Raw genomic sequence first — 14653 nt, 5'->3', positions numbered from 1 at the left:
TGCCGACGAATGGCCTTCGATATCGTCAAGCACAAAGGAATCCGGTGCGATCATCGAGCACAGCGTGTGCCCCTGGCAGCGATCCGAATCAACCCGAACTTTCACAACTTTCCCCTACGTGCGGTAGTCGTACCACTTGAGGTATCCGCCCGCGTCGACGCGCAGCTGCATACCTGTCACATATCGGGCCTCATCCGAGGCCAGCCACAGCACGGCATTGCTGATGTCCTCCGGCTCGACGTAAGGAATCTTCATCGCCTGCTGGACACCGAAAACCGGCTCGGCGTCAACCTTTCCCTCAACGCGTCCCAACAGATCATCCTTTCAGGTGTTTCGGCCGCCGTTGACGCCGAGTATCTGACCGGTGATGTAGCCGGCCTCCTCAGACACGAGAAAGGCGCAGGCCGCGGCGATGTCTTCCGGCTTACCCATCCGGCGCACCGGCGTTGCGGCGATGGTCTTCTCAATGTCACCGAGGTAGCCGTCTTCCGCGGCCTTGCGCAACATCGGGGTGTCGACGAAGCCCGGCGGTACCGCGTTGACCGTGATGCCGCTCGGCCCATACTCCAGGGCCAACGATTTGGTCAGCCCGTTGACCGCGGATTTGGCCGCCACGTAGTGAGCCATGTACGGAGCCCCGGAGTGGGTGCTCGACGAGGAGATGTTGACGATGCGACCCCAGCCGGCCTCCAGCATGTCGGGCAGCACCGCCTGGATCATATGGAAGACCCCGTTGAGGTTGACGTCGATCAGCCGCTGCCAATCCTCGAACGCGATGTGGTTGAAGCGTTTGAAGCCGTCCAGGCCCGCGGCGTTGACCAGAACGGTGACCGGGCCCAGTTGCTCGCGAACGGCTGCGAGCGCGGCGTCCACTTGCGACCGGTCGGTCACGTCGGCGGTGAACGCAAATTGCGTCTCAGCCGGCTTGAGGTCGACGGTCGCGACTTGGTAGCCGTCCCTGCGGAGTCGCTCAGCGACGGCTAAGCCGATTCCGGAACCACCCCCGGTGACGACGGCTGTGGTCACGCGTGCACCCCGGCAGAGAGGGTCTCAGCCACAAAGAATCTCCCTTCCAATTATGAGAACCCTACTCTCATGTTGCAGCCACTCGCAAGGCGGACCAGAAACCCCGTTCTTCCTGCAAAGATGCTGGGAATTCAGGGTGCCTGAAACCCTTGTGAGCATGGCAGTCTCGTTTCTTCAGTTCGGTTGAATTCTCGTACCCGGAATGTAAGATTCGCCCGGGGTGAGAATGAAATTATCCAGGTGTCGAGGAGACCGGAATGCCATCGCAGGACACCGCGACGACCACCGTGGGTGATAGCCCATCGACGTGTGGGTCGGACAGCGGGTCTGAGCCTCACCCCGACCGACGGTTGTTGATCGACGGTCGGCTCGTCAGCACCGACCGCGTCGTCGTGCCTGTTGCGGGAGTGGCCTGATGGGGCCGCTGGAAGGCATCCGCGTTCTCGAGGTCGCGATGTACGGGTTCGTCCCGTCGGCGGGCGCGGTGCTGGCCGAATGGGGCGCGGACGTGGTCAAGGTCGAACACGCCGTGACCGGTGACCCGCAGCGTGGTCTGCGGCAGACCGGCCTGTTGCGCGTCGAGGGCGATCCCAATCCGAACATCGAGCATGCCAACCGGCTCAAGCGCAGCCTCGGCCTGGATATGTCGGTACCGGAAGGCAAAGAAGTGCTCTACGAGTTGGCGCGCCGCTCGGATGTTTTCTTGACCAGCTTCCTGCCCGGACACCGGATGAAGTTCGGCATCGACGTCGACGACATCCGCGCGGTCAACCCGAACATCATCTACGCCCGGGGCAGCGCGCTGGGCCCGCGCGGCGCGGAGTCGGAGAAAGGCGGCTACGACATGACTGCGTTCTGGTGTCGGGCCGGAACCGCTGCCACCATCACCCCTCCCGGCACCGAGGGCATGGTCGGGCCGCCCGGACCCGCCTACGGCGACACCATCTCGGGCACCAATCTGGCCGGCGGGATCGCGGCGGCGTTGCTCAAACGCGAGCGGACCGGCAAACCGTCGATCGTCGACGTTTCGCTGCTGGGCAGCGGGTTCTGGTCGCTCGGACACACGGTGGCACTCACGGTGCATCTCGGGCAGCGGATGGAGGCTTTCCCACCCGGCGTGCACGGGTCGCCGATCAACCCGCTGGTGGGGCTCTATGCGACATCCGACGATCGCTACATCTCCTTTGTGATGATGCAGGCCAGCAAGTTCTGGGCCGACGTGTGCCGCCACATCGACCAACCCGAACTGGCAGACGACCCGCGGTTCGACACCGATGAAAACATCGCCGCCAACACCGCGGAGGCGGTCCAGATCCTCACCAAGGCGATCGGCACCCGCAGTCTCGCGGAATGGAGTGAACGCTTCGCGACGCTGGCCGGACCGTGGGCACCGGTGCAGGACACCTTGCAGGCGGCCAACGACGCTCAGATCCGGGCAAACGAATATGTGGTGCAGGCAGGGGAACTCGAGCTGGTCGCCAACCCGGTGCAATTCGACGTGGCGGCACCCGAATCGGGGCCGGCTCCCGGGTTCGCTGAGCAGACCGACGAAATCTTGATGGAGCTCGGACTCGACTGGGACCGCATCATCGAGCTCAAAACTATCGGTGCCGTCACTTAATTCGGAGGTACCTCGGTTGTCAATTTCCACTCCCGCCGCACGCGGCATGAGTCATAATCGCCGGACGCTTCACAAAGTGGGGATTGTCCGGCCCGCGTTATTGGGTGCGCCAACTCACGCGAACGAGACGGAGCGACTGGCGTGAGAATGGTGGGCAGCGATGGCGACTAAGGGGGCGGAGCGCTGGTCCTCGGGTATTAGCTTTCCGAGCGGCTTCTCGGGTGCAATGCAGGCCGTCGGCGGGCTCTTCGCGATGTCGGCCGACGCGATCAGGTTTGCCTTCCGCAGACCGTTTCAGGCGCGAGAGTTCCTGGAGCAGTCCTGGTTTATCGCGCGCGTGTCGTTGGCTCCGACGTTGTTGGTGGCCATTCCGTTCACGGTTCTCGTCAGCTTCATTCTCAACATCCTGTTGCGTGAATTGGGCGCCGCGGATCTCAGTGGTGCGGGTGCCGCGTTCGGCGCGGTCACCCAGGTCGGCCCGCTGGTGACGGTGTTGATCGTGGCCGGCGCCGGTGCGACGGCGATGTGTGCGGACCTCGGCTCGCGCACCATCCGCGAGGAGATCGACGCGATGGAGGTGCTGGGCATCAACCCGGTCCAGCGGTTGGTGACCCCCCGGATGCTCGCGGCCGGTCTGGTCGCGCTGTTGCTCAACAGTCTGGTCGTCATCATCGGGATCGTCGGCGGCTATGCGTTCTCGGTTTTCGTGCAGGACGTCAACCCGGGCGCGTTCGCCGCCGGGATCACGCTGCTGACCGGTGTGCCCGAGGTGATCATCTCGTGCGTCAAGGCCTGCCTGTTCGGCATCATCGCCGGCTTGGTGGCGTGTTACCGCGGGCTGACAGTCTCTGGCGGGGGCGCCAAGGCGGTGGGCAACGCAGTCAACGAAACCGTGGTGTACGCGTTTATGGCGTTGTTCGTCGTCAACGTTGTCGTCACCGCAATCGGCATCCGATTCACGACGAAGTGATGGGACAGATGCCATGACGTCAGTGAAGTCGCTGAGAGCCACCTATCCGCGGTCGTTCCGGGCGCTCGGCCAGTGGCGCAGGCCCGTTGGCACCCTCAGCGCGATAGGCGACCACACCTTGTTCTACGGCAAGGCGATTGCCGGCATACCTTTCGCGATCACCCGCTACGGGCGGGAGATCATCCGTCTGGTTGCTGAAATCAGCATGGGTGCAGGAACATTGGCGATGATCGGTGGAACGGTCGTGATCGTCGGATTCCTGACGCTGGCCGCCGGCGGCACGCTTGCGGTGCAAGGGTACAGCTCCCTGGGCAATATCGGCATCGAAGCGCTAACCGGGTTCCTGGCGGCATTCATCAACGTCCGCCTTTCGGCGCCGGTGGTCGCCGGGATCGGCTTGGCAGCCACCTTCGGTGCCGGCGTGACTGCGCAACTGGGCGCCATGCGGATCAGCGAAGAAATCGATGCGCTGGAAGCCATGGCGATTCGGCCGATTTCCTACTTGGTCAGTACCAGGATCGTCGCGGGGATGCTCGCGATCACTCCGCTGTACAGCATTGCCGTGATTTTGTCGTTCCTGGCAAGCCAATTCACCACCGTTGTCCTGTTCGGCCAATCGGGCGGCCTCTACAATCACTACTTCAATACGTTCTTGAACCCGATCGACTTGTTGTGGTCGTTTTTGCAGGCCGTCTTGATGGCGCTCGCCGTTCTTTTACTGCACACGTATTACGGGTATTACGCATCAGGTGGACCGGAGGGCGTCGGGGTCGCAACGGGCAATGCGGTCCGCACCTCGCTCATCGTCGTGGTATCGGTAACGCTGCTGGTTTCACTTTCGATCTACGGCTCGAACGGAAACTTCAACCTCTCGGGATAGGGAAAGGACTCGATGCAACACACTGGGACACGCGCACTGATGGGTCTGGCGACCGTGGCTGTTATCGCCGCGATCGTCGCCGTCGCGGTGGGCTTGTTCCAGGGCAGCTTCACCGAAAGCGTGCCGGTTACTGTGCTTTCGCCGCGGGCCGGCCTGGTGATGAACAAGGACGCAAAGGTGAAGATGCGCGGCGTGCAAGTGGGCAAGGTCGATTCGATCGAGTCACGCTCGAACGGTCAAGCCGTCCTGCACTTAGCGATGTATCCCGCCGACATGCACCTGATTCCGGCCAATGTGCTCGTCGACCTCACAGCGCCAACGGTTTTCGGCGCCAAGTTCGTCGACCTGGTGCCGCCGGCGGAACCGTCGGCGCAGTCCCTGCGCGCCGGCCAGGTGCTCGAAAGCGAACATGTCACGGTCGAGATCAACACGGTGTTCCAGCACCTGACAGCGGTCCTGGGCACGCTCGACCCAGCGAAGCTCAACGAGACCCTTGGGGCTATCGGGCAGGCGCTCAGCGGCCGGGGAGAAAAGATCGGTCAGGCCTTCAGCGATCTGGATTCGTTTCTGGCCAAGTATGATCCGAGCCTTCCCGCGCTGAGCCACGACATCGCGGTCTTACCGGCGGTGGCCAACGCCTACGCCGACGCGTCGCCAGCCCTGGTGAAAACCGTTGCTAACTCGGCAAGGATCAGCCAGACGTTCGTCGACGAGCAACACAACCTGGACGCGCTGCTGGTCAGCGCGATCGGTCTGGCCGACGTCGGCAATGACCTGCTATCCGCCAACCGGAAGCCGTTGACGGATGTGCTACATCTACTGGTGCCAACCACTGATCTGACCAACGAGTACAACAAAGCGCTGTGGTGCGGTTTCGCGGGTTTGGCAGAGAGTAGGAAGTTTCCGCCGTTGTCGGACCCGAGCATCAATATCATCTCGAGTCTCACGTTCGGGGCCGAACGTTATCGGTATCCGACTAACCTGCCCAAGGTCGCGGCGACGGGCGGCCCGCAGTGCCTGGGCCTTCCGAAGCTCCCGTTCGACACCAATGCGAAGCTTCTCGTCGCAGATACTGGTGCCAACCCGGTGGTGTACGGGAACCCGCAGTTGCTGATCAACTCCGATCTGCTCAAACAGTTGTTGTATGGGCCCATCGTCGGCCCGCCACGCAACTCCGCTCAGATCGGACACCCCGGATGAGGGGCTCACTGCGCGCGACCCTCATAAAGTTCGGTGTCTTCGCCGTCGTGATGGCGATGCTGACCGCGTTTCTGTTCTTCATTTTCGGCCAGTACCGCACGGGTGCGGTAACCGGGTATTCGGCGGTCTTCAACGATGCGTCACGACTGAAGACCGGAGATTCGGTGCGGGTCGCTGGCATCCGGGTGGGCACCGTCAACGGCATCTCGCTGCAGCCGGACAAGAAGGTCGTGGTCAAATTCGACGCCGACCGTAGCGTCGTGCTCACCGACGGCACCAAGGCGGCAGTTCGCTATCTCAACCTGGTCGGTGACCGTTATCTCGACCTCGTCGACGGGCCGGGCTCGACCAGGCGGCTGCCGGCCGGGGGTCAGATTCCGGTGGGCCGCACCGCGCCGGCGCTTGACCTAGACCTGCTGCTCGGCGGACTGAAACCCGTTATTCAGGGCTTGAATGCGCGAGATGTCAATGCGCTCTCGTCAGCGCTGTTGCAGGTATTCCAGGGCGAGGGCGGCACCTTGCAGTCGCTATTCGCCAAGACGACGTCGTTCTCGAATACTTTGGCCGACAACGACCAAACGATCCAGCAGCTGATCGAAAACCTGAACACCGTGGTGGCCACCCTCGACAAGGACGGCGGCAAGTTCTCCGGCGCCATCGATCGCCTTCAGCGGCTGGTCACGGGTCTGTCTGACGACCGTGACACCATCGCCCCCGCGATCGACGCGTTGAGCAACGGAACCGCCTCGTTGGCAGATCTGCTGACCAACGCCAGGCCACCGCTGTCCGGCACCATCGAGCAGCTCGGTCGGCTGGCCCCGATACTCGATCAAGACAAAGACCGCCTCGACGCCGCGCTGCAGAAGGCGCCGAAGAACTATCGCAAGTTGGTCCGGCTCGGCGTATTCGGTGCCACCATCCCGTACTTCATCTGCGAGTTCACCATTCGTGGCACCGATCTGCAAGGCAAGACGGTGGTGGCCCCCTGGTTCAGGTCCGAAGCAAAGAGGTGTCAGGAACCCTGATGTTGAAATATCGCGGAACTGGGCTGATTAAGGCGGGCTTCATCGGCGCCGTCTTGATCGTGCTGCTGATCCTGGTGGGTCTGTCGCCCGATCGGATTGTGTCGTTGGGGACCAACGTCCGATACCAGGCGTTGTTTTCCGAAGCCGGCGGCCTTGCCCCGGGCAATGCGGTGACGGTGTCGGGAATCAAAGTCGGCACGGTGTCGAATGTGTCGTTGCGCAACGGCGATGCGCTGGTCACGTTCACGATGAAAGGCAATGTTCCGCTCGGAACGGACACCAGCGCGCACATCCGCACCGGCACACTGCTGGGCGAACGGGTGCTGACCCTGGAGTCGGCCGGTAGCGGAATGATGCATCCGCTGGATGTCATCCCGATATCCCGTACCTCCTCGCCGTACTCGCTGACCGATGCGGTCAGCGACTTCACGTCGTACGCCGGCGATACGAACACCGCGACCTTGAACCAGTCACTCGACACGCTGTCAGCAACGCTCAACCAGATCGCCCCACAGTTGGGGCCCACCTTCGACGCGGTCACCCGGTTATCGCGAAGCCTGAACAGCCGCAACCAATCCCTGGGCGAGCTATTCAAGAGCGCTAGCGATGTCACCGGAATCCTGTCCGAACGCAGCCAACAGGTCAACAAGCTGATCCTGAACTCCGACGATCTGCTTCAGGTGTTGGTGACGCGCCGACAAGAGATCGTCTCGCTTCTGGCCAACACCTCGACGGTGGCCAAGCAGCTGTCCGGATTGGTGCACGACAACGAAAGCAAGTTGGCGCCGGCGCTGGAGAAGCTGAATTCGGTGACCGCGATGCTGGAAAAGAACCGCGACAACATCAACAAGGCACTGCCGGGTCTCAAAAAATTTGAGATCACGGTGGGTGAGGCTATCTCCAACATGTACGCCTACTCAGCGTTCGTCCCGAACTTCCTTGTCCCGCAACTCTTCCAACCGTTCCTCGATTACCTCTGGGGATTCCGCACCTTCGACACCGCACGCGGTCCGGGCTTCCCGTCACCGGTACCGCGGGCTTTGGTGCCCTTCCCGTACAACGGCATGCCACCGTGCCCTGGCTGTACGTTGGGCGGACGGATCGGAGGGGGGCAATGATCTCCCGGATGCCGCGGGTCCCGCGTAACAGGCTCACGGCCGTAGGAGCGTTGATCCTGGCAGCGCTTCTCATTGCCGGCGCGGTCGCGCTCGTCCGGGGAATCTTCTTTGGCCCGAAAACCATCACCGCCTACTTCACCACCGCCACCGCGATTTACCCGGGCGATCAGGTGCGGGTCTCTGGTGTCAAGGTCGGCACGATCAAGTCCATCCAGCCCGCGGGCACGCAGGCAAAGATGACCCTCAAGGTCGACCACGATGTGCCGATTCCGGCGGACGCGAAAGCCGTCATCGTCACCCAGAATTTGGTGGCTGCCCGCTACGTCCAACTCACTCCCGCCTACCGGACTAGCGGCCCGGTCATGGCGGACGGGGCGGTGATACCGGTGCAACGTACGGCCGTGCCCATCGAGTGGGACGAGGTCAAAACCCAATTGATGCGGCTGGCAACGGATTTGGGTCCCAACAGCAAGGTGTCGACGCCGTCGATCGCGCGGTTCGTCGACAGCGCCGCCAATGCGCTAGATGGCAATGGCGACAAGCTGCGGCAAACGCTCGCTCAACTGTCCGGGGTGGGGCGCATCCTCGCCAACGGCAGCGGCAACATCGTCGACATCATCAAGAATCTGCAGACCTTCGTCACCGCACTGCGCGACAGCAACGTCCAGATCGTGCAGTTCAACGACCGGCTGGCCACACTCACCAGCGTGGTCAACGACAGCAGATCCGACCTGGACGCGGCGTTAACCGATCTGTCGACGGCAGTGGGTGAGGTGCAGCGATTCATCGCCGAAACCCGCGACCAAACCAGTGAACAGATTGCCCGATTGGGCGATGCCATCCAGCCTCTCGTCGACCAGCACATGGCGCTGGAGAACATCTTGCACGGCGCTCCGAACGCGCTCAGCAACTTCTTCAACGACTACAACGCCGACACCGGAACCATCGTGGGCGGGTTCGGGATCGTGGACTTCGCCAATCCCGTGCAGTCCGGTCTGGTTCTTTCCCCCGCGGGGCTACCGGTGCCCGGCTGCGGGGTAACCGAAACCGTCGAGAACGTCACCGCGACCGAATCGGGCAAGTTGTGCGCGCTGTTCATCGGACCCGGGTTGCGGCTGCTCAACTTCAACGAGTCGCCGATCCCCATCAACCCGTTCCTCCAGAAGTCGGTAGACCCGGCCAACGTGGTCTACAGCGAACCGCGCCTGGCACCTGGCGGCGAGGGTCCGAAGCCCGGACCGCCCGAGATCCCGCCCGCGGTGTCGGCGTACACGGGGCTGCAGGGTGATCCCGTTCCGAACGGCCCGGCACCGTCGGTACCCTTCGGGCGGATACCGGGCGCGGCGATGCCACTGCCGCCGCCGCCGTCGACGCCAGCGCCCCCGCCACCCCTGCTGCCAGCGGAAGGGGCACACCCATGATGGGCCGACTGCCGGTCCGCCGGGTACTTGCCATCGGCTCCTGCGTGGCGCTGACCGCCACCGGGTGCGCCTTCCACGGCCTCAACTCGCTTCCGTTGCCCGGCGCGGTGGGGCGCGGAGCGGGCGCCGACATCTATCACGTCGAGCTTGCGAACGTCCTGACGATGGAGTCGAATTCGCCGGTGATGATGGACGACGTCGTGGTTGGCAGCGTGGGCCCGATGACGGTGAAAGACTGGCACGCCGACGTCGAGATCTCGGTGAAGCGCGGTGTCGTCATCCCGGCCAACGTGGTGGCCAGCGTCGGCCAGACCAGCCTGCTGGGATCCATGCATGTGGAGCTCAACCCGCCGCTTGGCCAACCCGGTACCGGACGGCTGCGCCCGGGCGCCACCATCCCGCTGAATCGGTCGTCGACCTATCCCTCGACGGAGCAAACCCTGTCGTCGCTGGCGCTCGTCGTCAACGGTGGGGGGCTGGGGCAGATCGGAGAGATCATCCACAATTTCAGCGCCGCGCTGTCCGGGCGTGAGGGCGCTGTTCGCGATTTGATCAACCGTTTCGACACTTTCGTGGGGACACTGGACCAGCAGCGGGACAACATCGTTACGTCGATCCAGGCGTTGAACCGGCTTGCCGAGACATTCGCAGGACAGCGCGACGTTCTCACCGAGGCGCTGCGCAAGGTACCGCCCGCGCTCGAGGTATTTATCAAGGAGCGGCCCCGCTTGACGGCCGCTTTGGATCACCTGCGGGTGTTCAGCAACACCGCCACCGGGCTGATCAACGACACTCAGGCCGACTTGGTCAAGAATCTGAAAAACCTGGAGCCGACAGTCCGCGCGCTCGCCGACGTCGGACCGGGGCTTGACGCGGCGATCGCGTACTCGACGGTTTTCCCGTTCACCCAGAACTTCGTCGACCGAGCCGTTCGAGGCGACTACTTCAACCTGCATTTCCAGTTCGACATCACGATTCCCAAGCTCAAGAGTGCACTGTTCCTTGGGACCCACTGGGGACAACTGGGGGACGGGCAGGTACCGGCGCCTGGGGAACCCTATTACCTGAATTACACATATGATCCGTTGCGCGCCGGCGCCGCACAGCCGCCCGGTCCCGTGGCACCGCCGCTACCCGGCCCGCCGCAGCCGCCTGGCGTTCCGCCGGCTGGCCCCCAAGCTCCGCCGCCGGCGCCTCAGCAGTCTCTCCAATTCAGCGCTCCGCTACCGGGACCCGCGGCTCCACCGCCGGGGTTTGGTCCCTTACCGGGGCCGGCCGCCGCGCCGCCAGCCCCACTGCCGGCTGGGCCGAATCCTGGCCCGCCGCCGGGGTTCCCGACGGCAGGAGGGGGCGGATAGATGCTGACGCGTTTCGTCCGGATTCAGCTGGCGATTTTCGCGATCGTCGGGATCATCGGGATCATCGCGATGGTCCTCTTCTACATCCAGCTGCCGACCCTGCTCGGCATAGGCCGGATGACTGTCACTCTCGAGCTGCCGGCCACCGGTGGCCTGTACCGGTTCTCCAACGTGACCTACCGCGGAGTGCAGGTCGGCAAGGTCACCGCGGTGGCGCTCACCGCGAACGGCGCCAAAGCAACGCTGTCGCTCGGCACCTCGCCCAAGATCCCGGCGAACCTGCACGCCGATGTGCTGAGCGTATCCGCGGTGGGCGAGCAGTATGTGGACTTGCGGCCACGAACCGATTCGGCGCCGTATCTGCGCAACGGGTCGGTTATTGCCATGCGTGACACCACGATTCCGCAAGCGGTCGGACCGCTGCTCGATCAGGTGAACGCGTTGATCCAAAGCCTTCCCAAAGACAAGATTGGCCAATTGCTCGACGAGTCGTTCCAAGCCTTCAACGGGGCCGGATACGATCTGGGATCGTTGTCCGACTCGACCTCGCGAATCTCCGCCGACGCGAACAGCGTCGTCGACCGCACGCGAACCCTCACCGAAGACACTGGGCCGCTGCTGGACTCGCAGGCGAAGACCGCCGACTCCGTTCGCACCTGGGCGCGTAGCCTAGCCGGGATTTCCGACGTGGTGGCGACCGACGATTCCCGGGTTCGCACAGTGCTGCAAAACGGTCCCGGCGCCGCGGACGAGGCATCGCGGCTCTTCGAGCAAATCAAACCGACGCTGCCGGTGCTGCTTGCCAACCTCACCACCATCGGGCAGATCGGCGTCACCTACCACGCCTCGCTGGAGCAGCTGCTGGTGCTGCTGCCGCCGTCCGATGCCTACATACAAACGGCCGCCTCGTTCAACCATCCCGACGGTTGGTCCAGGGGCGACTTCGCACTCACGATCGACGATCCGCCCATTTGCACGGTCGGCTTCTTGCCGGCCAGCCAATGGCGATCCCCGTCCGACCTCACCGACATCGACACGCCGGACGGGTTGTACTGCAAACTGCCGCAGGATTCACCGCTTTCGGTTCGCGGTGCCCGCAACTATCCCTGCATGGGGCACCCCGGAAAGCGCGCGCCCACCGTCGAAATCTGCAACAGCGACAAGCCATACATGCCGCTGGCAATGCGCCAGCATGTCCTGGGCCCTTCCCCCATTGATCCCAACCTGCTGTCCCAGGGCATACCGCCGGACGACCGGGTCACCGCCGACCGAAGAATCTTCGGCCCGATCGAAGGAACACCTTTGCCACCGGGAGCCGTCCCGCGGGGAACACCCGCCGGGCCGCGAGGAGCGAATCCACCACCGGGCACGATGGGCGCAGCCGCACCGCCGGCGCCGTCGTCGCTCTCGGCCAACATGTCGACGCAGGCCGCGGACTTTCCGCCGATAGCGCCACTCGACGTCCCCGCGCAGGGCGCGCCCGCCCCGCCGCCGGCCGCGGCGCCCTCACCGCCGGTGGGTCCGCCACCACCCGACCGGGTCAATGGTACACAGCCGCAGGCGCATCCAAGCTCGTTCGGGGCCAAGGCATCTCGACCCGCGCCGTCGGTCGCGGTCGCCCCGTACGATCCGCGCACCGGTCGTTATGTCGCTCCGGACGGGAAGTTGTACCAGCAGTCGGATCTGGCAACCTCGACCGCGCCCAAGAAGTGGCAGGACCTATTTCCGACTTAAAGGTGCTACAGGCTGGCTAGTTAGCCAATTAGCCAATCTTGTCCAGCCGCAGCGGCAGTTCGATACCAAGCCACTGGTTTTGCCCACAGGCGCCACTCGGGCCGATCGTCTTGTCCTTCCCGGTCAGTACCGGCGATCCGATTTTGAATTCACCACTACCCTCGGGATCAACTGGATAGAAATAGTAGGTCTGCTTCCCTGTGAACGCGGTGCCGTCTTGGCACCGCTCCCAATTCGGCACGTCGTGTTTGACGTACCACATTAGCCCGTCAACCATGTAAACAGGCGCCGTCCAGCCCTGGTCGCTGGTCAGCGTGCCGTTGCATTCCTGAAAATTGGTGCAAGAGGAGCTGATTTTCCATGTGGCGACGACTGTCGGCTCGTAGTTGTACTGGTCATTGATCTTGGCCCAATTGCCGTTTGACGTCGCGCGGTAGGTGCCGTTGATCGCGACGTCTTCCTTCGTGGTTGCTCGGGCCGTGGATGCCGGACCCAAAATGCTGAATACGTTGGCAGCCAACAGTATCGCGGTAGTAATCGTTCCAGCTGAACGCATCGTGTGCTCCTCGACGGGCATTAACCGACAATGCCCATGCGACTTTGACGACACCGGTAGCGGCGTTCTCGTGCGATGAGAATAGCACCGGCGCTACCGGCCGGGTAAGGGTTCGAACGAATGCCAGATACGGTCATCCGAATGGATCCAACTTCGAGATCAGCCAGGAACCGTTGACCTTCGTGAGCGTTATTCGCACGCTGCTCGGAGTTGTCAGCGGTTGTGGCTTGTCCTTGCTCGTGGTGGTCTCGTTGAGGAACACCAGCACGACGGCTGAGTCCGGGTGCAGTTCGGATACGGCCGCCCGAACCACCGTGACCGTCTGCGCGATGTGCTTCCCTCGCACCGCCGGCGTGACGATCTGTTTGGTGAATTTGTCGTAGTAGGCAAGAAACTCCCCGGTCAGATGCGACTTCGCGTTAGCGAAGTCACGATCCATACTGTCGGTCGAGTACGAGAGCGACGCGACGGCACCGTCTGAAGCTGCCTGGATAGCCCGGTGGGCTGCGGCGTTGTCGATCTGTCGGTCCGGACGGTACTGGAAAAAGAACAAGCCGACAGCCAGCCCCATCGCAGCAACTACCAACGCCGCGAAGAGAATTGAACGCCACTGCTCGAGACACCGGGCGGTCACCCGGCTGATCGCGGCCATTCTGCTGGGACGCGCGTCGCCGGGGGAAGGAGCCTCCGTGCTATCAGTCGGCGATTCCGGGTCCTCAAGTGCGGTCTCGGCATCGTCGCGTGGCGACTTTTGCTCGGAAGTCATTGGACGAAATCGAGTTTCGACGTCTTGAGCTGACCGCCGTCCCGATCGATATTGACACTGAGCCGCCAGAAGACCGGCGGCCGTTTCGACTTATCGGGATTGGCGGTGTCGGATTTCGCGACTACCAAGACGACTGCCGAATTGTCCGTCATCGACTCCACTGCGGCGTCTTCCACGGTGGCCTTGGTGGTGACCTTCGCATCCTGTGCACTTTTAATCATGTAGGTTGCCGTCGCTTCCAGCTGGCTCTTAAGCGGGCCCGTCGTCTCATCGATGGTGCGCTGCACGTTCTCCTTGGCGTGGTCGGGGTCAATCGACATCATCATCTCGACCCCGCGCCGCGCAGCCGCGGCGAACTCCGCGGCGTGCCTGTGCTCACGCACGAGTGAGAGGTGTTGCCAGACCATGTAACCGCTCACCGCAAGTGATGCGGCGATGAGGATCGCGGCACAGATGCCCGCCGCTTTCTTACCGGGGCGACGGACCCGCCGTTGCCGCCATCGCCTTGACCGTGCGGGAGCCGGCTCGGTTTCGTCGGCGTCGCCTTCGGCCTGCCGGCGTAATTCCGCCGCGCGGGCACGGGCCGCCTCGGCGCGCGCCTCCGCGCGGGAGACCTCTTCTTCTGCTTCCGCTAGCCAGGCTGGAGCTTCGGTGGTCGCTGGGTCGGCGTCGGAATCGGTCACTGGCCCCGGGCTGTCGCTGGCACGGAGAATCACATTATCACTTCAAAATCGCTGGCCGGACGGGCCATGGGGGTGCGCAACGAGCAGTCCGCCACGTGGCGAGCGCGACCTTCTCCGAACGGGAGAATTTTCTTATCGCCTGTGCAAAACTGTCTCGGTGCGTCTCATCGTGGCAGTGGTTGCTGCGCTGATCGGAGTCGGCGCGTTGATGCCGCCGACTGCTGCCGCCGGTCCGACTGTTTGCGACTATCCGGACTGCACCCCAGGCGTCGCCCCGCACATGGTCCTCGGCGCA

The 14653-nt window shown here is 63.4% G+C and carries 14 protein-coding genes and 1 pseudogene; 9 read left to right on the top strand and 6 right to left on the bottom strand.

What is annotated here, in order from left to right:
• The 3 genes and pseudogenes from VEI45_RS04830 to VEI45_RS04820 form a co-directional block, all read right to left on the bottom strand.
• A partial coding sequence (locus tag VEI45_RS04830; RefSeq protein ID WP_324850649.1) for a ferredoxin occupies positions 1–105 on the bottom strand: 105 nt, incomplete at its 3' end.
• Positions 106–114: 9 nt separating this feature from the next.
• Positions 115–294, bottom strand: a pseudogene (locus VEI45_RS04825) (SDR family oxidoreductase); the annotation flags it as partial.
• A gap of 30 nt (positions 295–324) precedes the next feature.
• Positions 325–1026, bottom strand: a complete 702-nt coding sequence (locus tag VEI45_RS04820; protein ID WP_324850645.1) for an SDR family NAD(P)-dependent oxidoreductase — start codon at positions 1024–1026, stop codon at positions 325–327.
• A gap of 415 nt (positions 1027–1441) precedes the next feature.
• Between VEI45_RS04820 and VEI45_RS04815 the strand changes: the two genes are divergently transcribed.
• The 9 genes from VEI45_RS04815 to VEI45_RS04775 all read left to right on the top strand — a co-directional run bounded on the left by VEI45_RS04815 (position 1442) and on the right by VEI45_RS04775 (position 12353).
• Positions 1442–2647 carry a CoA transferase gene (locus tag VEI45_RS04815; protein WP_324850643.1) on the top strand — a complete coding sequence of 402 codons (1206 nt, stop codon included), beginning with the start codon at positions 1442–1444 and terminating at the stop codon, positions 2645–2647.
• A gap of 160 nt (positions 2648–2807) precedes the next feature.
• Positions 2808–3617, top strand: a complete 810-nt coding sequence (locus tag VEI45_RS04810; RefSeq protein WP_324850641.1) for an ABC transporter permease — start codon at positions 2808–2810, stop codon at positions 3615–3617.
• 13 nt (positions 3618–3630) lie between these two features.
• Positions 3631–4497 carry an ABC transporter permease gene (locus tag VEI45_RS04805; protein ID WP_324850639.1) on the top strand — a complete coding sequence of 289 codons (867 nt, stop codon included), beginning with the start codon at positions 3631–3633 and terminating at the stop codon, positions 4495–4497.
• A gap of 12 nt (positions 4498–4509) precedes the next feature.
• Positions 4510–5697 (top strand): MCE family protein, encoded by a 1188-nt coding sequence (locus VEI45_RS04800; protein WP_324850637.1) that lies wholly within the window; start codon positions 4510–4512, stop codon positions 5695–5697.
• Positions 5694–6722, top strand: a complete 1029-nt coding sequence (locus tag VEI45_RS04795; RefSeq protein WP_324850635.1) for an MCE family protein — start codon at positions 5694–5696, stop codon at positions 6720–6722. The genes VEI45_RS04800 and VEI45_RS04795 overlap by 4 nt, the downstream gene beginning before the upstream one ends.
• The gene (locus VEI45_RS04790) at positions 6722–7840 is read left to right on the top strand and encodes an MCE family protein (protein WP_324850633.1); all 1119 of its coding nucleotides are present in this window, start codon (positions 6722–6724) and stop codon (positions 7838–7840) included. Before VEI45_RS04795 ends, VEI45_RS04790 begins: the two co-directional genes overlap by 1 nt.
• A complete protein-coding gene (locus VEI45_RS04785; protein WP_414687398.1) occupies positions 7837–9261 on the top strand; it encodes an MCE family protein in 1425 nt (474 codons plus the stop codon). Before VEI45_RS04790 ends, VEI45_RS04785 begins: the two co-directional genes overlap by 4 nt.
• On the top strand, positions 9258–10619 hold the full coding sequence (locus tag VEI45_RS04780; protein ID WP_324850629.1) for an MCE family protein: 1362 nt from the start codon (positions 9258–9260) through the stop codon (positions 10617–10619). Before VEI45_RS04785 ends, VEI45_RS04780 begins: the two co-directional genes overlap by 4 nt.
• The gene (locus VEI45_RS04775; RefSeq protein ID WP_324850627.1) at positions 10620–12353 is read left to right on the top strand and encodes an MCE family protein; all 1734 of its coding nucleotides are present in this window, start codon (positions 10620–10622) and stop codon (positions 12351–12353) included. It abuts the gene before it with no gap.
• Positions 12354–12381: 28 nt separating this feature from the next.
• On the opposite strand, the gene VEI45_RS04770 is transcribed toward VEI45_RS04775, so the two are convergent.
• From VEI45_RS04770 to VEI45_RS04760, 3 genes are all read right to left on the bottom strand, one after another.
• Positions 12382–12909 carry a hypothetical protein gene (locus VEI45_RS04770; protein ID WP_324850647.1) on the bottom strand — a complete coding sequence of 176 codons (528 nt, stop codon included), beginning with the start codon at positions 12907–12909 and terminating at the stop codon, positions 12382–12384.
• 133 nt (positions 12910–13042) lie between these two features.
• The gene (locus VEI45_RS04765; RefSeq protein ID WP_324850625.1) at positions 13043–13675 is read right to left on the bottom strand and encodes a hypothetical protein; all 633 of its coding nucleotides are present in this window, start codon (positions 13673–13675) and stop codon (positions 13043–13045) included.
• A complete protein-coding gene (locus VEI45_RS04760) occupies positions 13672–14358 on the bottom strand; it encodes a hypothetical protein (protein WP_324850623.1) in 687 nt (228 codons plus the stop codon). Before VEI45_RS04760 ends, VEI45_RS04765 begins: the two co-directional genes overlap by 4 nt.
• Between the last annotated feature and the right edge of the window lie 295 nt (positions 14359–14653).

Source organism: Mycobacterium sp. (assembly GCF_035623875.1).
In the GTDB taxonomy this organism is placed as follows: domain Bacteria; phylum Actinomycetota; class Actinomycetes; order Mycobacteriales; family Mycobacteriaceae; genus Mycobacterium.
The sequence above is the reverse complement of the archived record's forward strand: the minus strand, read 5'-3'. Positions and strand labels throughout refer to the sequence as shown.

Coding starts and splice junctions, on each gene's coding strand:
- VEI45_RS04815 (WP_324850643.1), top strand. CDS start 1,442: ATGGGGCCGCTGGAAGGCATCCGCGTTCTCGAGGTCGCGATGTACGGG.
- VEI45_RS04810 (WP_324850641.1), top strand. CDS start 2,808: ATGGCGACTAAGGGGGCGGAGCGCTGGTCCTCGGGTATTAGCTTTCCG.
- VEI45_RS04805 (WP_324850639.1), top strand. CDS start 3,631: ATGACGTCAGTGAAGTCGCTGAGAGCCACCTATCCGCGGTCGTTCCGG.
- VEI45_RS04800 (WP_324850637.1), top strand. CDS start 4,510: ATGCAACACACTGGGACACGCGCACTGATGGGTCTGGCGACCGTGGCT.
- VEI45_RS04795 (WP_324850635.1), top strand. CDS start 5,694: ATGAGGGGCTCACTGCGCGCGACCCTCATAAAGTTCGGTGTCTTCGCC.
- VEI45_RS04790 (WP_324850633.1), top strand. CDS start 6,722: ATGTTGAAATATCGCGGAACTGGGCTGATTAAGGCGGGCTTCATCGGC.
- VEI45_RS04785 (WP_414687398.1), top strand. CDS start 7,837: ATGATCTCCCGGATGCCGCGGGTCCCGCGTAACAGGCTCACGGCCGTA.
- VEI45_RS04780 (WP_324850629.1), top strand. CDS start 9,258: ATGATGGGCCGACTGCCGGTCCGCCGGGTACTTGCCATCGGCTCCTGC.
- VEI45_RS04775 (WP_324850627.1), top strand. CDS start 10,620: ATGCTGACGCGTTTCGTCCGGATTCAGCTGGCGATTTTCGCGATCGTC.
- VEI45_RS04770 (WP_324850647.1), bottom strand. CDS start 12,909: ATGCGTTCAGCTGGAACGATTACTACCGCGATACTGTTGGCTGCCAAC.
- VEI45_RS04765 (WP_324850625.1), bottom strand. CDS start 13,675: ATGACTTCCGAGCAAAAGTCGCCACGCGACGATGCCGAGACCGCACTT.